Consider the following 22,119-nt stretch of genomic DNA (forward strand, 5'->3'; position numbering starts at 1 on the left):
CCCGCTTAAATCTCCAAAGGGAAAAGCAACATAAATTCAGTTCCTTCTCCCGGAAAGCTTTCAACTGTTATGCTTCCACCCATCTTTTCTACAAGCTGATGGACAATAGAAAGACCAAGTCCGCTTCCTTTTTCGGAGCGTCCTTTATCACACTTATAAAGCCGTTCAAATATGTGTTTCAAATCGTCTTTCTCAATTCCTACTCCATTATCCGCCAGCAGCAGCTCCATGTTATTTTCCTTCTTTGACAGGACAATTTTGATTTTGTCTGCATGGCTGTGAGCGATTACATTTTGAATGAGATTGTTGACGATCCTCATATAGCTGTCCATATCCAATCTTACCCGGACAGGCTGTTCGGGAATATCAATGTCATAATCAACCTGTTTATCCTCAAAAATCGGTATCCAGTCAATCAGGATATTTCTTGTCAGCTCTGCGGCCTCAACGCTCTGGATTTCCAAAGCAAACTCATTGGAATTTAACTTGAACCAGTCAAAGAGCACATCAATATATTCTTTCAGATCATGGGCTTTCCGTCGGGCGGTTTCAATATAATCATCCCGGTCTTTTCCTGTGACCAGTCCTTTGTGTGCAGCGTCAAGATACCCAATCAGAGTGGTAAGGGGTGTCCGAACATCATGGGAAAGGCTCGTCATAAGCTGGCGGTTGGTTTCTTCTGTCTGCCGTACAGTTGAAAGTCTGCTTTCATAGGACACAACAATCTCATTGATTTCATAGGCAAGAGGTGCTGTCAATTCATTTGTTGCAGACAGAATACGCCGGTTGCCATTTCCGTTTTTCACATCAACCAGCACATCGGTCATTTCTGCGATTTGTTTTTTTACGCGCCGAACGAGAACGATGGAAGTCAGCACAGCCACAACAGCAATCACAATGGACAAGAAAACGATGATTTCCATATTGGCTATACCTCCTTATTAAAGCGGTAGCCAATCCCTTTGACCGTTTGGATATACTTTGGGCTTGAAGGATTGACTTCTAATTTTTTACGAAGCCGGCTGATAATCGCCATAATGTTACTGTCATCATAGAAATATTCTTCGCCCCAAACTTCCTCATAAATCTGCTGTTTTGTCAAAATTTTTCCTTGATGCTTTGCGCAGTACAGGAGCAGATCAAATTCCTTTGGTGGAAGTTCAAAAGTGCCATTTTCCGTCGTAACAGAACGATTTTCAAGGTCAATTTGCAATCCATCAAAATCCAGTTTTTGCACAGCTCCGGCTTGATGATTAAAGCGGGTGTAGCGGCGAATGAGGGACGCAATACGGGCAATCAGTTCGTCCATATCAAACGGTTTTGTCAGATAATCGTCCGCCCCGGCCCGTAAGCCCCGCACTTTAGAAATGCTGTCATTTTTGGATGTAAACATCAAAATCGGCAGGCTGTTCTCTTTGCGGATTTCTTCCAGCGTTTCAAAGCCATCCATACCGGGCATCATCACATCCAGCACCACAAGCTGATACTCCTGCTCTTTTAATTTCTGCAAGCCCTCTTTTCCGGTATTACAAAAATCGGCTTCTATATGTTCCGATTGTACGCTGCGTTTAATCAAAGCGCACAGTTCTCTGTCATCATCTATAATCAAAATTTTATTCATGGCGTAGTTCCTTTCCTTGTTTTGTCCGGCCATCAAGCGGCTTCTCCGCAGTTTTAGGGAGCAGCCAAACACCGGCCATTTTCACAGCGCCGGGGATACGCCCACCGGCACAATAATAATTTACCCTACGAGGTGTCACGCCCCATTTCTCGGCGGCCTCTTTCAATGTCATATAGTCCATTTCGCACCTCCACAGAGTACATTATAGTTCTCTTTCTCGAACAATGCAAGAAACGGAATGTGAATTATAAACTTCAACCAACCTGCATATAGCAACATTCCACAGGCAAAGTATGAATTATACAATGTAACTGGGTGATGTTATATGGCGAAAGTTGAAGATTGTCCCGGTTTTGAAACCTTCGGCGCAGATGTCAAAGCCGCACGAGAGGCAAAGCGTCTGGCACGAAAAACATTGGCAGAAATGGTTGGGATTGAATGGCGGTATCTTGCCAACATTGAGAATCAAGGTGCGATTCCGAGCCTGCCTGTGATGATCCAGTTGATTAAGGTCTGCGGACTTCCCGTGGAACGGTATTTTAACCCGGAGATCATGCGGGAAGAAAGCGAACAGCGGCAACGAGTCAGCCACAAGCTGAAGCTTTGCCCTGAAGAATACCTGCCGATTATCGAAGGTGCCATAGACGGGGCGCTCAAAATGGAACAGACTGCGAAGCAGAAGGAGGACGCATAATCGCGGCCTCCTTCTGGCGTTTCTATATCAAGTTTCCCGGCACTTTTCCCAAAGTTCCCGGCACCTCTGCTGGATTTCTCCGGTTTCTGTCACAGTCAGATCGCGGTCATTTCCGGTAATCTTATCTTCCAGAAAGTTGGCGTATGTATCCAGCAAGGCGTTTCGCAAATCCTCCGGAGTTTTCTGTATTTCGGCGCTGTACCAGTCATTCCGGTGAGGTTCCCATGCCATCAATGTATAACCGTGGCTGGTCTGCACCACCTCATACAGAGGATCATCATCCAGATATGCCTGAAACACTTCCAGAACCTTTTCAAAGGTCAGCATTTCCCACACCTCCCATTCAACTGCAAATCAGTTCCCTGATTAAAATTTCCTCAATCTGTGCCGTTAATGTGTTCATCAGTCCTACCCAGCGCATAGGATCACAGGCTTTCAGTTCTTCCGTGACACCCGCAGTCTCCATCATGTGAGGCAACATGGTGTCCACGCGCTCCTGCGCTGTCCAATCAATCTCTAACAGGTGCGGATACAGTTTCTCGCTCATCAGCAGTTGGTTGTAGAGAATAGGACGGTGTTCCTTCAGGTAGGACTTTCGCATCCTGCCGTACTTGCCGATAGAAGTTTCCGGCTGTTCAGAAAGTTTTAGGTTGGGTATAAAAAACAAAATAAAGCATAGTTCGCCAGCACACCGCTATTCTGTCATTACCTTACACAGACATCTTGTAACTTTTTCGTTAAGCCTATTGACTCTGATACTTCGGAAGAGATATAATATAGTTGCTACTTAGCGATCCTAAATAGCAAAGCTAAAGAGAGGCGACGATATGAATAACAAATATGTCCAGCAATTCAAAAAAGGCTCTCTGGAAATGATACTTTTATGCCTAATCGGACGCAAGGAGACTTATGGATATGAAATTATAACTGAATTGAACAATAGTGCGTCTGTTTTGGGATATGCGAAAGAGGGAACCATTTACCCCATTTTGTATCGTTTGCAGGAAGCAGAACTAATCAAATGCCGATTGGCTCCGGCTGCGGCAAATGGCGGCTCAAAAAAGTATTATTCTTTAACGGATAAAGGCAGGAATGTACTTGATGAACTAATCTTATTTTGGTCAAGCTATGAAAACTGCGTAAACGGCTTTATAGAAAGTTATCAACAAGCGAGGGTATCCAAATGAAAGAACAATATATCAAACAGGTTGAAAAGGAACTATCTTTACCACGCAAAATGAAAAAAGAGGTTGTACGTGACTTGAATGAAGTTTTTGCGTCTGCTATGGAGCATGGAGAAACAGAGCAGCAGATTATCCAGCGTTTGGGGACGCCAAAAGAATTTGCAGACAGCACCGCAGAACAGTTTGGCATTGATAACACCAAATCGAAAAAAAGGAACGGTATCATTTCTACTCTTGCTGCGCTTGTTATCGCGGCTGCTGCCTTTTCGGTATATGCTGTTACACAATCAGGAAAAGTACCAGAAGGAGCAATCGGACAAGCCGACGCGACAACAAATATACAGATTGAGGGCGCGTTTGCCTTTGATATTTCGCAAATCCTTTTGGCTATTGGGTTTGCAGCAACAGCTATTGCTCTTTTGTTAATTATCCGAACCATACACAAAAACAGGAGGTAACCAATGAAGAAATATATTTCTGTATTCACAATCATGATTATGATTTTTTTGGCTGCGTGTTCTAATCAAAATACCTCATCTACACCGACAAGCAATGAGAACAATACGCAATCTAATAGTGTTACAAAATTGGACGAGGGTGTTTGGCCTGAGAATGAGTACACAGAGGGGCTTCCTGTTGCGCCTGGTACGGTTGCATGGGCTACACTTGATACAGAACATGAGAATTGTAATATCAACCTTACCGGTATTAGCGAAAACGACTATAACGAGTATATGGAGCTTTTGAACCAAGAAGGCTTTTCCGTAATTGAAAATGTGTCAGAGGAAATCGAGGGAGAAAACTATGTTTCTATCGGGACACTTTTATCAAACGACGAAAAGTGGTTAAGTATCAGCTACATACCCAATAGTCTAACTATCTACATTTCCTTTGACAATAACTGAAAGAGATCACGGAATAGCAAAGCCAGCCGAGCCAGTCAACGGTCAAGATGAACGGCGCAAGCGCCGCCGTTGACAGCCCCGCCCGCCTTTGCAGATAGGCAATCAAGGGACGACAGCAAGGAGTGCTGCCGCCCACAGTATTATCAGAGAGGGAGAATTCTATGAGAAATCGGATTGTAAAAGTGACAGAAGTTGTAGTCAGAAGCGCTTTTTACATCATCTCAAACTATGTATTTGTTAGCATGGGACTATCATTTCATACTCAATGGATTTCAATTCTATTTTTGCTTTCAATGGTATGGTCTACTATTGATTACGGAAAGTCCATAAATGAAATAATCGAAAAAAAGGTAATTGCTGAAATACTATGTATATGTTGCATTGCACTGAGTATAGCGATGGCATATTTTGTGGGATATATTCAAGGAGCATTCGTTTCCCTCTGAAAAAACAGGGCCACAACTTTCCGCTTAATATATCAGTATGGAACAAGTTATCAAAAAGTCATGAATGCTCGTAGCTCACCGGCCCGGCCAGCAAAAGCAGTAAATCTGAAATTGATTTACTGCTTTTTTGCTCAATAGACTCTTAAATCATCTGAAAATATTTCAACGCATCCCTGATCGCCGCTTCCTTCTCCGGCGGACATTTTGGCACTTTGGCATCTTCCTTCTTTGACAGGTTATAATTTTGCCCCACATCCAGCCCGCACTTGCGCTTTATCTGTGAGATGTACAGGGAAGATACCTTCAAACCGGTATGCTCCAACACATACGCCTTGATCTGCTCATAAGTCGCGCCCTTCTGGAAGCCGGACATATCCATATCTTCCAGCGAGAACTCCACCCGCACCTTCTTTGAGTCGATTTCTCCCTTGGAAAGCAAAACAACCGTCTCGGAGAGTCGAGCTTATCCAGCTGACTTTTCAGCACTTTGGCAACCTCAACCGCAGTTTCCTCACGGGCTTCTTCAATGGCTGTATTCAGGAACTCACGATACGGAGCCGTATTACCAGCGGCAAGATCTGCCTTGATTTCTTGGATATGCGCCTGCACATCATCGACCTGATCCATATATTCATAGGGGTCGAAGTTCTCTGCAAAACGGTCGAGCTTAAAAGCAAGCTCAGCGATAGGGTCATTGACCACCACCGCCTGTCTGCCGACTTCAAAAGCCTGCTCCATGACATCCTCATAGAACATTGCCCGCAGTTCCCGGCGCTCCAGCCCGAAGGATTCCAGAATATCCCGGCGGACTTCGAGCATGGACAGTTCAGGGTTATCAACCTGACCGCCATCAATCTCGTTGTAGTTTTCATCCAACAGGGTGTAGTCGTAACCATCTTCGCAGGTCTGCACCGCAAGGATTCTATCCTTTCCGACCTTCCATGCGGCTTCATCGCCCATAATCTCAGGCTCCGGCATATAGCTTGCGCCGTTGCGCTCCATAATTTCTGCAAACTGGCAGATATGAAACACATTGTATCCGATCTGCGTATGATACTCGTCAATGAAGGTGCAGGGCTTCACAACCATTTCATCCGGGTAGTGAATCTGCACACAGCTGCCATCGGGGATATGAAACAAATCCTTATAATGGCTGTCGATAAATCGGATTTCCTTACCATCCGGGTTGTACTCATTTGTCATTTGCGCTTTCCTCCATTTTCAAATTCCATACTGAACTTCGTTTTGCCATCATCTGATACCTCCATAAAGACGGTGGCATCAAAGGTGTTGCCCGTTCTTTCGGACTTGCAATTCTTGAGCTTTACCTTGCCGGAACCAAGCAATTTCTGCGCCGTGGCAGAAGTCATGCTCTTGCCGATGCTCGCAAAGTAGCGATTGTTTTTCCAGAGGGCAAATTTGCAAGCTCTGTTGGAACAGAAAAATGCCTTGGCTTTGTCCTCTACAGCACTGCCGCAGAGCGGGCATTTGCCGATAGAATTGGCTTCTTTCGACATCATAACCTCGGAATCACGGATTACTTCATAGTTCTGAATCAGACCGGCAATCACATCTTTGATCTCGTCCATAAAGTCCTCGCTGGCATATTCGCCTTTCTCAATGAGCAACAATTTTTCTTCCCAATCCGCCGTCATGGATGGGGACTGAATCTGTTCCGGCATGACTGTTACCAGAGCCGTACCCTTGTGGGTCGGAATCAGGTGTTTGGTTTTCTTATCACCCTTACGCTCCAGAAAACCGATGCGAACCAGCTTCTCAATGATACCGGCACGGGTCGCAGGCGTTCCCAAACCTTTGCGCTCCACCTCATCAGGCATTTCGTCCGCACCGGCAGTTTCCATAGCAGAAAGCAGAGTATCCTCGGTAAAGTGTTTAGGGGGAGATGTTTTCCCTTCCTTGATTTCCGTGCCGCTGACGGTCATTTCGTCACCAACGGAAACAGAAGGGAGTGTCTGCACGTTTTCGTCGGATTTTGTCGAATCATTTTTCTGAACCAGAGCTTTCCATCCATCCTGCACAACAGTTTTGCCTTTGGTGGAAAACACGGTACCGCCACAGTCCAGCTCAATAACTGTCTCTGCGTATCGGTGCGGATCGCCAACAGCTACGCACAACCGATTCGAGATCAGTTGCAAAATTGCAAGTTCACCCTTGGGAAGTTCGCTCAGATTGCATTTCTGCAATTCTCTGGTCGGAATGATGGCATGGTGATCTGTGACCTTTTTGTTATTCACAACCTGCTCTGCATGAACTGGTATGTTATCCACATCCTCCACGGGGAATGTGTGGAAAGCCAGCTTTACGAGGTCGGTCAGGCTATGTGCCATATCTTCCGTCAGAAACCTGCTGTCGGTACGGGGATAAGTGACCAGTTTCTTTTCATAGAGGTTCTGCGTGTAGTCCAAGGTCTGCTGTGCCGTGTAGCCAAGCACACGGTTGGCTTCTCTCTGTAAACTGGTCAGGTCATAGAGCGCAGGCGGCTTTTCTGTTTTCTCCTTACATTCAGCTTTCTGAACGATTGCCACCGAACAGCTTTGTTTGACAGCTTCGGCTGCTGCCTTGGTTTTGAAGCGTTCGCTTGCAGCCGTAAAACCATCCAATCCAATCTGAACTGTGTAGAACAGTTCAGGCTTGAATGCGGAAATGGCAGCTTCTCGCATAACAGCCATAGCAAGGGTAGGGGTCATAACACGACCAACATTCAGGGTCTGCCCGTAAAGGGTCGAAAAAAGTCGAGTAGCGTTAATACCAACAATCCAGTCGGCTCGTTCTCGACACAGTGCTGCTTCATACAAAGCATCATATTCCGTTCCAGACCTGAGATTTTCAAAGCCCTCCTTGATTGCTACATCTTCCATCGAGGAAATCCAAAGCCGCTCAAACGGCTTTCTGCACCCGGCTTTGTGGTACACCAACCGAAAGATCAGCTCGCCCTCACGACCGGCATCTGTAGGATAGTTCTCGGAGGTGACTTTTCTGACTTTGTTACTCGATGGCATCCAATGGGCCGATAAAGCGGTAGAAAATCTGGATTTTCTGGACGTATTCGCCATCGACCTTTTCCGCTTTGGATACCAGAATCTTGTCAATCAGCTGATGCAGAATCTTATAGTTCAGTTCGGTGATGCCAGCGTACTTGCTGACTTCATCAATAAAATCCTGAATCTTGTCCAGCTGATCGTGTTCAGCACGGCCTTCCCGCTCGTACTGCTCAATCTTCTCGGTCAGTTCAGCCTGTTCTTTGTCGTAGCGATCTGCAAGCATTTGAAAACGTTTCTCCGGGAGAAGTCCCTTTGATACGTCCTCATAAAGTTTTGCATACAGGTCTTCGATTTCTGCGATTCGTGCTTTACACTGCTTCAAATCCCGTTTGTGCTGCGCCCGGTCAGAGGACACCCGGAGGTGCATCTGAGTTGCAATCTTCTTCACAAGGGCTTCCCGATTGCTCACAGCGGCCTTTGCGTGTGCCTGAATGTCCGCAAAGACAGCTTCATGCAGAACACGTGCTTCCAAATTATGAGAGTCACAGGCTTTCGCACCATATTTCCGATAAGTGCTGCAACAATAAAAGGTCTGATCCAGAACACTGTTACGTTTGCGCCTGTGCTCAACCTTGACTAACATCGTTCTGCCGCAGTCTGCACAGCGGACGATGCCTTTGAAGATATTGTCGTAGTCGGTCTTATCGCACATAAAACTACTGGAACGGCTGTAAAGGATTCGCTGCACGTTCTCCCAACGGTCTTGTGGGATGATTGCTTCATGTGTATTCGGAACGATAGCGCGTTCTTCAAACGGAATATAACGCCGCTTTTTGGATTTCATGGACACGGTGGGCTTGGCTTCGTAGATGATGTGTCCGGCGTAGACTGGGCTGTGCAGAACCTGACTGATATAGGCACTGTCCCAATCATACATCTTTTCATCATCAATAAAGCGGCCAAACATCTCTTTCTTGTAGTAACACGGCTTCAAGACTTTTTCATCGTGGAGCCGCTTGGCGATGCGGTGAAGCCCCAGCCCTTCCGCTGCCATTGAATAGATATACTCAACAACGGGGGCGGTGTTCGGGTCGATCACAAGGTGATTGTGGTCGGCAGGGTCTTTCTGGTAGCCAAACGGTGCGCCGCTGGAGATATACTTTCCGCTTTTCTTGCGTGTCCGAAGGGCACTCTTGATTTTTCGGGAAGTGTCTTTAGCGTACATTTCATTGATGATGTTTCGGAACGGGGCAATATCCATCTGAGATTGCTCGTTGGAATCATAACCATCGTTGATTGCAATATAGCGGACACCGTGTTCAGGAAAGAAGATTTCCATATACGTTCCGGTTTCGATGTGGTTGCGTCCAAGTCGGGACTGGTCTTTGGTAATGACTGTTGCCACCTTTCCTTCCCGGATATCATCCAGAAGTTCCTGAAAGGCAGGGCGGTCAGAGTTCGTACCGCTGTAACCATCATCAACATAGTACTGGCAATTCCCGAAACCGTTGCGTGTGGCATACTCCATAAGCATCGCCTTTTGAGTGCGGATGCTCAGGCTTTCGCTGTTTGAACCGTCATCTTTTGACAGCCGGCAGTATAAAGCAGTTACTTTTTTGTCCTTTTCCATGTGTACCTCCATAATGGAAAAGAGACCTCATCAATCACATTGTAGCGGATGCTGCGTGATGATGCAAGCCCTTTTCCGCAGTAAAACGTCCAATTAGCCAGCGGCGAGATACGATTCGGCAGTTTTACGAATTTCTTCTTCCGCAAGCCGCTGAAAAAGCGTATTCATCGGCACATTGCCGATATAATGGCGTTCCACGATCAGGCGCACGGACTTCGGACTTCTCGGCGCACGTTTGCGTGTGGTGGGCTTCTTCTCAGATTTTTCTTTGTTCAAGGGCAGACCTCCTCATTCATGTGGTGCAAATACGGAAAGGAATGGATGGATTCTATTCGTTTTTCTCTTTTTGTTTTATTACGTTGGTTAGGTGAAAGTTTTCTTTGATACAGTCTTAAAGGCTGCTATACTGCATAGGAAAAATCTCTTTTGCAGATGCCATTAAGAATCTGCATCACAGAATCGTGATTTTGGCGGTTCTTGAATCGTGAAAAACGCAGAACTATTCAACATTTGGAATTTTCACAAAGATGTGATTGGGCGAAGAAAACCGCGTTCGTCTGCGCTCAATCAATCCTGCAGCGTCCAATTCCTTAAGCGCACTGGAAACACTGACCGTGCTGCGCCCTAGCTGCTCAGCCAAAGAGCAAATCGTAAAAATGACAAACACGAAACCACGTTCATCTATCCAGAGATTTTTCTGCGAGAGCGTGGCACGGTCAAGCAGCAGCACATAAGTCATTTTTGCAGTCTGGCTCAGGTCAAGTTCCAAAAGGAAGCGTGGGTATGGGAGAAACGGCGGCAGCAGAGTTTGCGTGGTAAGATATTCTGAAATGTTGATCACCTCCAGCTGAAGCAGAAATCAGGAACAAAGAGTATGTAACGAGAATTGGTGGGTTCCAATTCTCCAGTCGCAGAAAAGCACGAAACAAGTGCTCAACTGCGTTAATAAGTTAAGGTCTCCCATATTGGTCCTCGACTTCCCTAGGAGTGGGGAATCGTCCGGCGGCGGGCTTGCACCGCACCATTGGCATTTCAGCCACCCCGTCTTCGTTATGACCGGGCTGCGAGTTACAGAAGTACCTTTTGTGAAGTACCGGACGATTGAACTATTCTGTTTTCAAAGAACGGAGTTTTATAGAAAATCTTCGGAATTTAAGGCTTCCGAAAAATTGTCCCTCTACTTACGAGCCATCGAAAACGGCCAAAAAATAGCCTGAAAAAGAAATTTGTTGAAAAGTTTTTGGAAAATATAGTTGAGGTGGCTGTTTGATTAAAATAACATTGACCCATGGGGCGACCGATGGAGGACGGAACTTTGCAACAATGGCAGTGCCTAAAGTTGAAAGTGGTCTTGAAAAAGATGCCCTACACTTGGTAGGCATCGAGAACGCCTGTTTCGTAGCATTGGTGAGAAACTTGTAATTGAATTGTAATTCTTGAGACCGAATCTCCGGCTTTGAAAAAGTCCTCTCAATAGGTAGCCGACGAAAAAGACCAAAAGACAACCATCTTTTTGAGAATTAACAAAAAGGTCACAAATGACTAGCCTTCAAAGAAGCGTTTCTACTATTAACAGAAAAAGTGGCCTAAAATGGGGGGTGTTGGAGAAAATTTCCACCTTAAAAATGCGCCTTTACTCACTAGCCAACGAGAATAGCCAAAAGCCAACAAAAACGAATTATGTATTTCTGCCACTGATTGCAACGGCATATCGGTGACAGAAAGATCGTTTAGAGCGATTCTTCGCGGTTTGGGGTAGTGGAAGTCGTTTTGTGGTGGGACTTTTTCTGCTGAAACTGCTCCAGCTGTTTCAGCACCGATTCCTTCTCCGGCATCTTACCGCCCGGTGCAGAAAGCTGTTGCTTATTCAGCACCATGTCGATATACTTGCGGATATTTTTCAGTGCGGAGACGTCCGGCTGCAAGGTTTCCAGTTGGGTGTGCAGCTCTGCGCTGCTGGATTGCAGCGCAGAAAATTCGGCATCCAATGCCGAAAAATCCACCGCTGTGCTGCCGTTCAGCTTCATCAGGGTGCGGACGACTTTGTTGAAGGTGTCCAGTTCTTCCTTGTGCTGGGCAGCATAAGCGTCCTTGGTCAGCTTAAAGTTTTTCTTAATAAAGGTGTCGTGGATGGGCTTTAGCTTAGCATAGACGGCGGCAGCGTCCTTGATTTGGGTGATTGCCCGCATACGATTTTCGTTCTGCTTCAACTGCCTGCGGAGAGGAGCGACGGTCTGGTTTAAGCTGTCAATGGCTTGGTTCAAATCCTCAATGGTGTTCAGGGAATGGGCTTTCAGGTAGTCCACCGTCTGCTTGACTTCCTCGAAGTCCCGAACGGTGCATTTCAGCTTTGCCTTACCAGACCAATCGCTGCGCTGCTCATTGCGAAGGTTGAAGTAGTCCACCAGCAAATCAGAAAGCGTGGGTTCCTTCGCCTTTTCCAGAGCGTCCAGAAGAAGCTGCTTCTTTTCATTCAGGTCTGCGATCCAGCGTTGCAGCCCACGAATCGCACTGCGGATGGACTGCATCAGGCTATTGGCGGCTCGAATATCACGATTCAGATTGCCGAGAAAAGTTTCGATGCCGCGTTTTTCCATCTGGTGTGCGGCGGGACCAAGGTGAACCGTTGGTATCTGCTGGATGCCCTGCCGCTCAAAGGAGCGCAGGTCAACACGTTCTGGTCTGCCAGCCGCTTCCAGATGGCGGTTGGTGATGGTTTCCCAGCTATGCCGCCAGACCTCGGCGTACTTCTGGTCGTTCCAGTCCACCGTGTTTTCCTTGTGACACTTCCAGTTGCCGGAAGCGAGCCGGATGCGCTCACCGTTCTCGTCAAGGTCGTAGACCTTGCGGGCTTTTGGAAGCCACTTGCCGTGTTCGTCCATTGCTCGGATCGTCAGCAGAATGTGGGCGTGTGGGTTTCCATCTCCCTTGTCGTGGATGGCAAAATCGGCAATCATCCCTTTGGAAACAAACTGCTCCTGACAAAACTCTTTTATCATGGACAAATACTGCTCCTTCGGCACCTCCACCGGGAACGCCAGCACGATGCGCCGGGCAAGCTGGGAGTTCCACTGGTTCTCCACGGCTTCTACGGCGTTCCAGAGCGTTGCCCTGTCTGCATATCCGGGCGGCGCATGGGACGGCAGCATGATCTCGGCATGGACAAGTTCTTTCTTCTTGTTGTAGAATTTCGTTTTCTGGTCGTACTCGCTGAACAGCCGTTCGCCGCTCTGGTAAGCGGCCCCGGCAACAGCGGACTGCCCTTGGCTGCGCTTGACGATCGTGATTTTGAAATGCGGACACGGAATAGGCATCACCCCCAAACAAAAAGACCGCCCAGCAAGATTGCTCTTGGTGAACGGTCTGGAATCGTATTCGGTTTTGCTCGCCGCCTTGGAACGGAGTGCTGTGCGCTTCGTTCTTAGGCGGGAGCCGCAAAAGGATAGCTGCAAAGCAGCGCAAGGAAAATGCAGTTTTCCTTGGGATGGAATCGGGCTGGCGCACAAACGCCAGCTTCGATTTCATCGAGCCGTCTGCAAGACCGCAATTTCACCGGAACGGTGTATAATTGCGCCCTTTATTCTAAAGGGTTTTGGACGTTGCTTCGTTCGTGAACGTCATGCACCATCTTTGCAAGCGCCAGCACGACTTCAGGTTGACGGAATGAGATCTTCAAAAGCTCCATCACCTGATCGTCGGTCAGTTCTCCCGGACAGACCAGAAAGCTTTCCAGCATTCCGGCACGAGTACAAAGACGGTGCACACGCTCTCTCCGGTTCAGCTCTGACATCCTGCGTTTAAGGATCTTTTCCCGGTGCTGGCAAGAGCGCAGCTTCTGTTCTGCTTTGGCTTTTTCGTTGCGGAGATAGGCAAGGTCGGATTTGGGTTCGGTCATGGCATCACGCTCCTTTGCAAAATAAAGAGCCAAACAATCAGACCTGCTTTGCAACTGATTGTTTGGCGAGGAAAAGCGTATATGGTTTTGGTGGTTTAATCAAACAGTGATAACGTGAACAGCGCGTTCGTAATCGGCTTTGCGAACATATATTGTGTAGAGCATTTGATAATTGACCTTTTGAAATGCCGTTCCGGCTCTTTCACGGGTTCCCATTGAAAACAGAGACGGTGATGATAAATCGCGTACTTTTGTTCTATATCCGATTCCTTCTTTTTCTAAAAGAGATGTGTATTTTTGGTATTGAGATTGATTCGAGCAAACAACCAGCTCTTTTTGATTGAAAAACGGTAGCATAAAAAACTCCTTGCTCAAAAACGGTTATCGGATATTATTTGAAATTTCAACATACCAAGTCTTTCCGGTCTTTGCAGCAATATTGACAACATAGTAGCAGCCAACGTGATTTGTCGCATCTACCAGAACACCAGCCCAAGAGGAATCAGGGTATTTTGTCCAGTTTTTCTGAGATGCAGGAATGTCAAAATCCTTGGTCTGCTCTCGATATCCGTTACTCGTCCATCCAGTTTGACCAATTCTTAGAGTTTGGCTCGTAATTTTTGTTGCAGAGTTATTGCAATAGTACTTTCCAGTAACCTTTGTCAACTTATAATACGAACGATCGCCGGAGTCTTTAACAATATCATAATAAATTGTAGTATATGCTCGTACGGTGTTGCTTGAGTCCCAAGAATCTTGGTTGATGCTTCCATCTGCACTGGGGCTTATAGATGTTGGAAATTCGCTAGGCAGAATGGTTGCGACATCTTTTCGATAGGAAGTAAGGGACGAACCATCATCCAAATGTTGAACATCCAGAACGTTTTTTTCTTCGAACTGAATCATTTCATCGGTTGCCTTAACAATATTAGATTGGGTAATCAAATCTTTTTCCGGCGATTCAGAAGCCATTTTAGCAAAGAGCGAAGAATGAACGGTGACACTGCCGATTCTCATAGAAGGTTCCATTGCAACGCTAGAAACGCAAAGCATCGCAATCATCAAGAAAGAAAGCGAAGCAGCTAAAAGCTGTGATACTTTTTTATGTTTCATAATAAGCAATCCTTTCTCATTAAATGGATAAGTTTGAATTTCATTCAAAGCTATATTGCTGCATCGGAGTAACTCCTTTCGATTTGTGCATTGTGCCATCCTTTCTTACACTGTATACGCAGCAAGCAATATTGTCTACGTTTCTGTAATAAGATGGAGAAAATTCGTAACGAAATCGGAGTCACCAACAAAGAAAAATGGCATAGTGCTTTTTGTTGGTGAAACAGGAAAGCAACCATGCCATCTCAGGATTAAACTTATTTTCGTTTTTCTTGCAGATGCTTCTCAGGTACATAGGGACGCTTCGGCTGATACATCCAGCCCGCACAACCCGGAGGCCACTCCTGCATATCCTTCTTTACCAGAGCTTCAATTTTCTTTTTGGTGAACTGTTTGACTTGAATTTTCATTTGTATGCCCTCCTTTCAATTTTGACAGCGTGAAATGGATAGTGTTATTGCATCAGCAGTCAATGCTGCGACCAACCCTTGTAGTATGGAAGGAGCAATTTGAACTCCCACCAACAAAATTGCAAAAATATTTAGAATCAATAATAACCAACGAACAGCTATTTTTGCAGCCTTAAATTCATCTGTTGACCAATGAATGCTTTTATTGTTAACCGGCGCAATACACCAAATTGTAACATCAGAAACTATAGTTAAGAAAAACAACGCCAAGCCTGTACGGAAAACGTAGGAGATTGAAGCAAGAAGAACTACTTCTAATAAAATGGAACGGAACAGGCATTTACTATAAGTAGCAGCATGATAACCGTTTGTGTATTTCCGAATTAAGAGGAAGAACACAGAAAATGAGATTGTTAAGGTCCAGCCAAAGAAAAAACCACCAATCAGACACTGCACAAGCCAAGTTAATAAGGTTGCCACTCTTTTTTCGATGCTATATGCAAACCATTCAGAATAAGATTCATCAAGCAATCCCATCGACACGCACTTTTGTGTTAATTGCATTGCAAAATCTTTCATTGCGACAATCCTCATTAAAAGAACTTTCTTGAAAGAAAGAATACACAAGTTGAGCCGTAATTTCCACAATAATGTAACGAAATGGACTTCTTTTGTCACGAAATCGGAGTGAACGGTATATCAGCGGTGAACTGGAACCACCCATTTTCATAGAACATCGTATACTCTCCACTGTATTTTTCAAGAATCAGCCGGATGTTCGCAAGTCCAAAACCATGTAGCTGTGGTTCTGGTTTTGTAGTTGGAATGGAACCATTTATAATTACAACAGGTTCCGATGTGTTTCGGACAGAGACAAAAAAGTCTTGCTGTGCAACGGCCATGACATGAATCGCTTTATCGCCCTTATCATACTGCTGACACGCTTCAATGGCATTATCCAAAAGGTTTGATAGAAGTACTACCATATCAGAGGCATCAAATGGAAGATTTGATAAATCATTCACTTCAAAATCAATGCTGATTTTCTTTTGAGTTGCTTCGGCGGCTTTTGTATTGAAAAGTGCGTCCAAGATGGGATGATGTGTGTTGACAAGGAATAGCCGATCAGTTTGCTGTTCGGTGATTTTTTCAAGATATTCTTCAGCGGCAGAATACTCTTGATTCTTCATCAATTGATTTAGGATATTCAGGTGCGCTCGAAAATCGTGAACTTTTTTCCTTTGGGCAGAATAAAGTTCGCTTGCCGAAGTCATGTTTTTCGATTGCAGCTGAATCTGCTGGTTAAGCATCAATAACTGTTCTCTTTCCAATGCGGCATACTCCATTCGCTCCAATAAAAAGAGGACTGCGACATTTGAAATAAAAATGAGAATACAACAGCCAGCAGAAACAAACTCTTCTATATTATGACCGCTTGTAACGTAAAGTAGGATCACAAGCATTACAAACGATGCGCATGGAAATAGAAAGTACAGTATCAGCTGCGAATGTTGAGCATCGCTTCTGGGTCTGTTGCCTATACGCTGAAGCATTATTTTACGAAACAGTGCAATAATAAACAATTCAGCAGAATAATAAGAGATTCCATAGATTAGAGATAAAGTCTTATCGGCTTGAAACGTCTGAGCATCCATCCCACAAACCGAAGTTGCAAGCATTCCGACTGCAAAAGATAAACTATAAGTCAAGAGATATTCTACAACAATAAGAAATAATAAAAACCTTCCTGAGATATTTTCATATAGAGTTCTGGCAACAATAAAGCAGGATAGTAGAATCAAGAGAATTTTGACGATTTGGTTTCGATTTAAGGCAATAACACTGAATTCAATAGATGCATACATTAAAATAGTTTGAACTATTACACCGACAAGGAATCTATGATCCCTCCAACGGTGCGAAGCAAAAGCGTCTAAAAACAGACATACACAGACTGAATCTATGATTGTGTAAACCAAACTGATTAAAGCATCCATCTACTTTTACCTCGCCAGTGTAAATATTTCTGTTTTAGCTCACTATAATTCTTTTCGCTTGGAGCCAGACAAAGACCACCGCGCAATTGGACTTTATTGTATTGAAAGATTTCGACATAGTGCATATTGACAAGATAGCTTTTTTGAATACGAAGGAAACCGAGTGGCTCAATTTTTTCGGATAGTTCCGTTATGTTACCGTAAAACTGGTATGCTGGACGTTTTTCGTCCAACAGGTGCATGACAATGATTCTTCGATGAGATTCTAAATACAGAATGTCATTTACAGGTACATCGATAATTTCAGAGTTGATTGAAATTGTGATAAGCTGTTTCCGCCGAAGCACTTCTTGGACGGCTGAATCAAAGTAAGAATCAAGTTTAGCAGAGAGATCTGCTTTTAGTAAGTATCGAAAGGCTTGAACCTCAAATCCCTCTGGAGCATACTGAATGAAATTCGTAATGAAGATAATCACAATGTTTTCATTGCTCGCTCGTAACTTTCTGGCAAGCTCAATTCCATTTGTTTCGCCCATATCAATATCCAGAAGCGCAATATCATAAGGAAGTGATAAGTCTATTTGGCTTGGTTGAGAAAAACCATAAAATCTTGATGATACATGCGTTTCCTCGCTTTTCTTTTTGAGTTCTTCAATAATAGAATCAACGATCTGCTGGTCATCGTCACAAACCAAGACATTCATTTTGAAATCCCTCCATTGCACAAGGGAATGCTTTTTATCACACAACATACAGCCCTGCTCCTCACAAGTCAATCAAATTTCAACATAATCGAACATTATATGTAGTATAGTACGATTATGTTGAAATTTCAAATAGTACACTTTATATAGGATAGGAGTGTACGGGAATGGAGCATTATTTAGGAGAAAAGCTAAAAAAGCTGAGAGAAGGTCGTGGCTGGACGCAGGCGGACTTGGCTAAACGGTTAAATAAGGCTGTATCCACGGTCAGTGGATATGAAAGTGATGCACATGCAATTCCGTTGGATGTTCTTGCAAGCATTTCGTCTTTATTTAGCATTTCAACAGATGAACTCCTAGGACTGGATGCGCCAAAAGTACTATCTCTTTCTGGATTGACTGAAGCGCAAAAGAAAACTTTGATTAAACTCCGTGATGAATTGCTTTCACCAAGTCAAAAAGGAAATGATCTTTCGCCGCAGCAAATGGAAATTCTTCATGACATAATAAAAGCCTTTGGTTAACGATTGATTTTCAATAAAGTGCTGGTACAAAAAGATTATTTAGATATGACCCTCAATACTGGATGCCCAGTGTTGAGGGTCATATTATTTGCAGCTACACCGATTTCGTTACAAGTTTTCTCTCTGTTGTTACAAAATTATGGACAGCGATTGATTATTGTGCTTTGATGCTATCAATAGTTAATCTAAGAATTAAGGTGGACGTAACAATTTCGTGTCTTTTGTTTTTACATGAAAGGGTGATTCCAATGCAGAGTTGAAGAAACGTATAATCTTCCGTCTTATAAGGAAAATGCTTGAAAGAAGAATAAAAAATGAAATTCCAAACAAAACTCACATTATGCAAAGCTGTATTCATCTTCATAGCAATAGTCGTATGCGCACTATGGGCATTTGAGTTTCGTATAGCAGCTGTTGTTGTACTTTTGATAGACTATATTTTTGATTTTATAACACGTCGTTGTCCTTTTTGTGGGAAGCACTTTTCAATTGTACTAACAGTGAAAGATCGTTGTCCATTTTGCGGAAAATTATTCGAGTAAATATTTTATGGAAGCAGTGGGTATTCCATGCAGAAATAAATGTGTGTGCTATAAAATGTCAGCCAATTATAGGAAGAGACCTATATTCTCTGTAATGGACAATGGTCAATTATGAAAACTATTGCAAAATGAAAATACGATAGCAATCGTACAAAAACAGAAATCCGGAAACTTTTTTGAGTTATTATGGTTCAAAAAAGTTTCCGGATTTTCTGTAATGCTTTTTGAAGAGCCATTCTGTAACAGCCAATCACATTTCTATGAAAAAAGGTCAATCTTCTAGTCTACCGTGATCGCAACCAAGTGAAAGATAATGTTCGATTTCCCCACTCAGCATAAGCTGGGTATATTCCAAGGGCTTGTTATATAAGTAGCCAGTCCAGTTCTGCTCGCTGTGCCGGGGTGTTGCCATATTCGTCCTCAATGACGATGCAGTCGATGGAAAGGGTAGTGCCATCCCCGAACCGGGCTTCCACCCGGTTGGTGTCCATGTTGTAGCGGCAGGAAAGCACTTTTTGAGAGTGATTATGGTCGAAATTCTGATTTCGTTTCATTTGAATAGCTCCTTTAATGATTTTGAAATTTGATTTTCAACGATATGAGGTCTCTTTTTCTTTCTCTTAAGTCACCTAACCGCACCATCCTGCATCTGTTGCACACACAAGACTCGCAACATCTTCTCTGGCCATGAGCTTTTTCAGAATCCCAAACTGTTTTTTCGTACCGGCAGAAACCTCATACTGCCAGTCCATCGGGAAGATAGGAAGGTCTGCATAAGCCCATTTGCTGTACTTCGCATCATAGACTTCCGGCTGTGCCAGCTCCACCAAATGCCCTACACACCAGCTGACCACATATCCGTTTCCCTCTAAGTAGCCATCCTCACGCTTGGCAGCACCTAACACTTTGGCAATACTCTGTGCAACCGAAGGCTTTTCAGCCAAAACTAATTTCATTTGCATCTGCTCCTTTCACAAAAAAATAAGCAGCCACACACCGTAGTGCATGACTGCTATGTAAAAAGTTCGGAAAGGATTTTTGCAACCTGATACAATTTTCTGTTCTACAATCTCCGTCATAATAAAAATATCTCCATCATTTCAAAAGAGAATGACGGAGATATTTCACCTTGCTTATTCTTGTAGCAACCAATCGGCTATATCGTGAATTTCGATTCCTTCATAGCTATATTGGGGATGTTTGGTTCTGGCAATAATCATTTTCGGATAAGCGTCTCGAATCTGAAGCAGAGGAGAGCATTCTCTCTCAAATGTTTCCTGCCCGGAAATGTTGTCGCTGACCTGAATATAAATCTTTTCGCTACCTCTCTGAGCAACAAAGTCGATTTCCTTTTGATAGAGCTTGCCGACATAGACATCATATCCACGGCGAAGAAGCTCGATACAAACAACGTTTTCATATACTCTGCCATAGTCTATATTTCTGCTTCCCAGTATTGCATATCGAATACCGCTGTCACACAAATAGAACTTTTCAGAGCTTTCAAGGTATTTCTTACCTCGGATGTCATATCTCTTAATATCATAAAATACAAAAGCATTGCACAAATACTTAATGTACTTGCCGACGGTTACATGATTGGTTGGAGTCTCATTTGCTGTCAGTAGCTGACTGACCTTATTCGGAGAAGTCAGGTTGCTGATATTATCCATAAGGAACTCGCTCAGACGTTGTAAAACCAAAGTGTCCGGGAGAGTATATTTCTGTACCAAATCCCTTGTAACAATCGTTTCGTAGACCTCTTTGATATAGTTTGTTCTGTCTTTTTCGGTTCTATAAGCATAGGAACCTGCTAAACCGCCCTTGATAGCGTACTCATCAAAGAGCTTATCTTTGTCACTAATATCATCATAATACTGGCAATATTCCTGGAAGCTGAAAGGAAACACATGAATTTCAATATAGCGTCCGGTAAACAGAGTTGCCAGATCTGCACTCAACAGGAAAGCATTAGAGCCTGTTACATAGATGTCGTATTTTCCCTTAGAGTACAGGCTATTGATTGCCAACTCAAACTTGGGACACATCTGAACCTCGTCTACAAACAGGTAGTTCGTTTTTCCTTCCTGATAATGTTCTTCCACATAGGCGTGTAAGGCATGGTATTCCTTGATTTCTTCATACGCCAAATCCATGAAGTCGATGAAGATAATATTGATGTTTTCAAAATTGCTTTTCAGATACGCAATATACGCCTGCATCAATTTGGACTTACCAGATCGACGAATGCCCGTGATGATCTTGATGTCAGGAGTACCATTCAGTTCAATGATTCTATCGAGATATTTTGCTCTCGTGATTGTTTTCATATAGTCACCCGCTTTCAAAAATTGAAGTTTTTTCATTTCTCGAAACCGCTTCGCTGTACTTATTATACTGTCTGCTAATAGTATATGCAAGATGTCACTTTCAAAAACGCAAATTTTTTTATTTTTTGAAAGCGGAAACTATGTAAAGGCAACCCGAAGGCTGCCCCAGGCATCAAGCCTATCCTGTTTACACAGGTTCATTATCATCTTCATCGACGGAGCTATCTTCATCGTCGTCCTCAAACTCCGGATCGTACCCATAGTCCTCGTCATCGTCCACATAATCAGCATCTGGGTCAGGCTTTGCCGCTTCCTGTGCCTTCTTCTTTTCCTGGACTTTCTTAAATACGAAGAATCCACCACCACAGGCAAGCACAATCAGAGTAAGAATCGCCGGGAGCATATTTGTGGATTTCGGCTTTTCCTCCGGTGTCGGTTCTGTAATTTCAGGAACTGTTTCAACTACTTCCGGCTTTGTTTCCTCAACCGGCTTGGTGAACTCTGCAACTTCTTCCTCGTCCATCAGCTTGAGCAGGTCGGCTTCATCCACCTGATTCAGAAAATGCACGGTTTCCTCGCCCTTATCATCACGGTCAATGATGATATAGAAGTAGTTTCCGTTTTTGGTTACAGCGGTAATGAACTGCTTTCCGCTTTTCGTAGGCGAGCCAGCGTCATCAACCAAAGTCAGATTGCCGTCGGGAGTAAGCGGTAGCATCGGCTCCTCCGGCTCTGTTTCGGGAACTTTTTCTTCGACCGCAGGTTCTTCAGTCGCTACGCTTTCATCTACATAGGCAAATGCCGTTGTAGAAAACACGCCAAAACACATTGCACACGCCAGCAATGCGGCTCCAATTTTCTTAAATCTCATTCTGCGTTTCCTCCTCATTCATAGTATTGATCGTATCAGGCTTCGGAGCCATATCCGCAGCAAACATACGGAGCAGCTCGGAAAGCTGTTCGGGATTCAGGTTCGCAGCATGAACCATCTCATGGATTTCGGAATTTTCCTCCTCACGGTATCTGCGTTCCAGGTCTTTCACCTTAGCATCCCATTCTGCCCGTTTCTTACGGGCTTTTTCAAGGTCTGCACCTATTCTGTCTAACTTGGCACTCAATCGC

The 22,119-nt window shown here is 44.2% G+C and carries 25 protein-coding genes and 4 pseudogenes; 5 read left to right on the top strand and 24 right to left on the bottom strand.

Annotated elements, in window-relative coordinates:
- Positions 1 to 5 precede the first annotated feature (5 nt).
- The 3 genes from ACGHUK_RS03160 to ACGHUK_RS03170 are packed head-to-tail and all read right to left on the bottom strand — an operon-like array spanning position 6 to position 1,802.
- Positions 6 to 923 (bottom strand): sensor histidine kinase KdpD, encoded by a 918-nt coding sequence (locus ACGHUK_RS03160; protein WP_002596319.1) that lies wholly within the window; start codon positions 921 to 923, stop codon positions 6 to 8.
- Between the two features lie 5 nt (positions 924 to 928).
- Positions 929 to 1,621, bottom strand: coding sequence for a response regulator transcription factor (locus ACGHUK_RS03165; RefSeq protein ID WP_007037412.1), 693 nt, complete (start codon positions 1,619 to 1,621; stop codon positions 929 to 931).
- The gene (locus tag ACGHUK_RS03170) at positions 1,614 to 1,802 is read right to left on the bottom strand and encodes a helix-turn-helix domain-containing protein (protein WP_005933662.1); all 189 of its coding nucleotides are present in this window, start codon (positions 1,800 to 1,802) and stop codon (positions 1,614 to 1,616) included. Before ACGHUK_RS03170 ends, ACGHUK_RS03165 begins: the two co-directional genes overlap by 8 nt.
- A gap of 144 nt (positions 1,803 to 1,946) precedes the next feature.
- Between ACGHUK_RS03170 and ACGHUK_RS03175 the strand changes: the two genes are divergently transcribed.
- Positions 1,947 to 2,315, top strand: a complete 369-nt coding sequence (locus ACGHUK_RS03175; RefSeq protein ID WP_005933665.1) for a helix-turn-helix transcriptional regulator — start codon at positions 1,947 to 1,949, stop codon at positions 2,313 to 2,315.
- A 27-nt stretch (positions 2,316 to 2,342) separates the two neighbouring features.
- Here the strand turns inward: ACGHUK_RS03175 and ACGHUK_RS03180 are convergent, their stop codons facing one another.
- Together ACGHUK_RS03180 and ACGHUK_RS03185 are read right to left on the bottom strand one after the other, a co-directional pair.
- Positions 2,343 to 2,642 (bottom strand): hypothetical protein, encoded by a 300-nt coding sequence (locus ACGHUK_RS03180; RefSeq protein WP_005933668.1) that lies wholly within the window; start codon positions 2,640 to 2,642, stop codon positions 2,343 to 2,345.
- Between the two features lie 16 nt (positions 2,643 to 2,658).
- Positions 2,659 to 2,985: a TnpV protein gene (locus tag ACGHUK_RS03185; RefSeq protein ID WP_390575764.1), complete on the bottom strand. Its 327-nt coding sequence runs from the start codon at positions 2,983 to 2,985 to the stop codon at positions 2,659 to 2,661.
- A gap of 157 nt (positions 2,986 to 3,142) precedes the next feature.
- Here ACGHUK_RS03185 and ACGHUK_RS03190 point away from each other — a divergent pair, with 157 nt between their 5' ends.
- Genes ACGHUK_RS03190 through ACGHUK_RS03200 form a run of 3 tightly spaced genes read left to right on the top strand, consistent with a single transcriptional unit; the run spans position 3,143 to position 4,404 of the window.
- Complete coding sequence (locus ACGHUK_RS03190; RefSeq protein ID WP_015534245.1) at positions 3,143 to 3,502, top strand: PadR family transcriptional regulator; 360 nt, start codon at positions 3,143 to 3,145, stop codon at positions 3,500 to 3,502.
- Positions 3,499 to 3,957 (top strand): DUF1700 domain-containing protein, encoded by a 459-nt coding sequence (locus ACGHUK_RS03195; protein ID WP_015537323.1) that lies wholly within the window; start codon positions 3,499 to 3,501, stop codon positions 3,955 to 3,957. The genes ACGHUK_RS03190 and ACGHUK_RS03195 overlap by 4 nt, the downstream gene beginning before the upstream one ends.
- A 3-nt stretch (positions 3,958 to 3,960) precedes the next feature.
- On the top strand, positions 3,961 to 4,404 hold the full coding sequence (locus ACGHUK_RS03200) for a hypothetical protein (protein ID WP_015534247.1): 444 nt from the start codon (positions 3,961 to 3,963) through the stop codon (positions 4,402 to 4,404).
- Positions 4,405 to 4,992: 588 nt separating this feature from the next.
- On the opposite strand, the pseudogene ACGHUK_RS03205 reads toward ACGHUK_RS03200, so the two are convergent.
- From ACGHUK_RS03205 to ACGHUK_RS03270, 14 genes and pseudogenes are all read right to left on the bottom strand, one after another.
- Positions 4,993 to 5,301, bottom strand: a pseudogene (locus ACGHUK_RS03205) (23S rRNA (uracil(1939)-C(5))-methyltransferase RlmD); the annotation flags it as partial.
- Between the two features lie 338 nt (positions 5,302 to 5,639).
- A pseudogene (locus tag ACGHUK_RS03210) lies at positions 5,640 to 6,053 on the bottom strand (LPD16 domain-containing protein); the annotation flags it as partial.
- Positions 6,050 to 7,870, bottom strand: coding sequence for a DNA topoisomerase (locus ACGHUK_RS03215; protein ID WP_117506259.1), 1,821 nt, complete (start codon positions 7,868 to 7,870; stop codon positions 6,050 to 6,052). The pseudogene ACGHUK_RS03210 and the gene ACGHUK_RS03215, both read right to left, overlap by 4 nt.
- Positions 7,857 to 9,494: a recombinase family protein gene (locus ACGHUK_RS03220; RefSeq protein ID WP_390574974.1), complete on the bottom strand. Its 1,638-nt coding sequence runs from the start codon at positions 9,492 to 9,494 to the stop codon at positions 7,857 to 7,859. The genes ACGHUK_RS03215 and ACGHUK_RS03220 overlap by 14 nt, the downstream gene beginning before the upstream one ends.
- An 81-nt stretch (positions 9,495 to 9,575) precedes the next feature.
- Positions 9,576 to 9,758 carry a hypothetical protein gene (locus tag ACGHUK_RS03225; protein WP_005924684.1) on the bottom strand — a complete coding sequence of 61 codons (183 nt, stop codon included), beginning with the start codon at positions 9,756 to 9,758 and terminating at the stop codon, positions 9,576 to 9,578.
- Positions 9,759 to 9,981: 223 nt separating this feature from the next.
- Positions 9,982 to 10,323, bottom strand: a complete 342-nt coding sequence (locus ACGHUK_RS03230) for a replication initiator protein A (RefSeq protein ID WP_097786354.1) — start codon at positions 10,321 to 10,323, stop codon at positions 9,982 to 9,984.
- Between the two features lie 889 nt (positions 10,324 to 11,212).
- Positions 11,213 to 12,790 (bottom strand): MobQ family relaxase, encoded by a 1,578-nt coding sequence (mobQ, locus tag ACGHUK_RS03235; RefSeq protein WP_390575766.1) that lies wholly within the window; start codon positions 12,788 to 12,790, stop codon positions 11,213 to 11,215.
- 269 nt (positions 12,791 to 13,059) lie between these two features.
- Positions 13,060 to 13,377: a DUF3847 domain-containing protein gene (locus tag ACGHUK_RS03240; protein WP_390507694.1), complete on the bottom strand. Its 318-nt coding sequence runs from the start codon at positions 13,375 to 13,377 to the stop codon at positions 13,060 to 13,062.
- A 99-nt stretch (positions 13,378 to 13,476) separates the two neighbouring features.
- The gene (locus tag ACGHUK_RS03245) at positions 13,477 to 13,734 is read right to left on the bottom strand and encodes a hypothetical protein (RefSeq protein WP_223388074.1); all 258 of its coding nucleotides are present in this window, start codon (positions 13,732 to 13,734) and stop codon (positions 13,477 to 13,479) included.
- A gap of 24 nt (positions 13,735 to 13,758) precedes the next feature.
- Positions 13,759 to 14,490, bottom strand: coding sequence for a hypothetical protein (locus tag ACGHUK_RS03250; RefSeq protein ID WP_270478686.1), 732 nt, complete (start codon positions 14,488 to 14,490; stop codon positions 13,759 to 13,761).
- A 257-nt stretch (positions 14,491 to 14,747) separates the two neighbouring features.
- On the bottom strand, positions 14,748 to 14,900 hold the full coding sequence (locus ACGHUK_RS03255) for a hypothetical protein (RefSeq protein WP_270478684.1): 153 nt from the start codon (positions 14,898 to 14,900) through the stop codon (positions 14,748 to 14,750).
- A gap of 15 nt (positions 14,901 to 14,915) precedes the next feature.
- The gene (locus ACGHUK_RS03260) at positions 14,916 to 15,479 is read right to left on the bottom strand and encodes an accessory gene regulator B family protein (protein WP_270478682.1); all 564 of its coding nucleotides are present in this window, start codon (positions 15,477 to 15,479) and stop codon (positions 14,916 to 14,918) included.
- 95 nt (positions 15,480 to 15,574) lie between these two features.
- On the bottom strand, positions 15,575 to 16,897 hold the full coding sequence (locus ACGHUK_RS03265) for a sensor histidine kinase (protein WP_270478679.1): 1,323 nt from the start codon (positions 16,895 to 16,897) through the stop codon (positions 15,575 to 15,577).
- Entirely contained in the window at positions 16,885 to 17,601 is a 717-nt protein-coding gene (locus tag ACGHUK_RS03270; RefSeq protein WP_270478677.1) for a LytTR family DNA-binding domain-containing protein, read from the bottom strand. Before ACGHUK_RS03270 ends, ACGHUK_RS03265 begins: the two co-directional genes overlap by 13 nt.
- Before the next feature lie 167 nt (positions 17,602 to 17,768).
- Between ACGHUK_RS03270 and ACGHUK_RS03275 the strand changes: the two genes are divergently transcribed.
- Positions 17,769 to 18,125 carry a helix-turn-helix domain-containing protein gene (locus ACGHUK_RS03275; protein ID WP_270478675.1) on the top strand — a complete coding sequence of 119 codons (357 nt, stop codon included), beginning with the start codon at positions 17,769 to 17,771 and terminating at the stop codon, positions 18,123 to 18,125.
- 813 nt (positions 18,126 to 18,938) lie between these two features.
- Here ACGHUK_RS03275 and ACGHUK_RS03280 read toward each other — a convergent pair.
- The 5 genes and pseudogenes from ACGHUK_RS03280 to ACGHUK_RS03300 form a co-directional block, all read right to left on the bottom strand.
- Positions 18,939 to 19,221: pseudogene (locus tag ACGHUK_RS03280) on the bottom strand (DUF6061 family protein).
- Positions 19,222 to 19,308: 87 nt separating this feature from the next.
- Positions 19,309 to 19,623: pseudogene (locus ACGHUK_RS03285) on the bottom strand (toprim domain-containing protein); the annotation flags it as partial.
- Between the two features lie 177 nt (positions 19,624 to 19,800).
- Entirely contained in the window at positions 19,801 to 21,033 is a 1,233-nt protein-coding gene (locus tag ACGHUK_RS03290; RefSeq protein ID WP_002304383.1) for an ATP-binding protein, read from the bottom strand.
- A 151-nt stretch (positions 21,034 to 21,184) separates the two neighbouring features.
- Entirely contained in the window at positions 21,185 to 21,868 is a 684-nt protein-coding gene (locus ACGHUK_RS03295) for a DUF4366 domain-containing protein (RefSeq protein ID WP_002578950.1), read from the bottom strand.
- Entirely contained in the window at positions 21,858 to 22,115 is a 258-nt protein-coding gene (locus tag ACGHUK_RS03300; protein WP_002304378.1) for a DUF4315 family protein, read from the bottom strand. Before ACGHUK_RS03300 ends, ACGHUK_RS03295 begins: the two co-directional genes overlap by 11 nt.
- Between the last annotated feature and the right edge of the window lie 4 nt (positions 22,116 to 22,119).

It is taken from the genome of Faecalibacterium sp. i25-0019-C1, assembly GCF_042854225.1.
In the GTDB taxonomy this organism is placed as follows: Bacteria; Bacillota; Clostridia; order Oscillospirales; family Ruminococcaceae; genus Faecalibacterium; species Faecalibacterium taiwanense.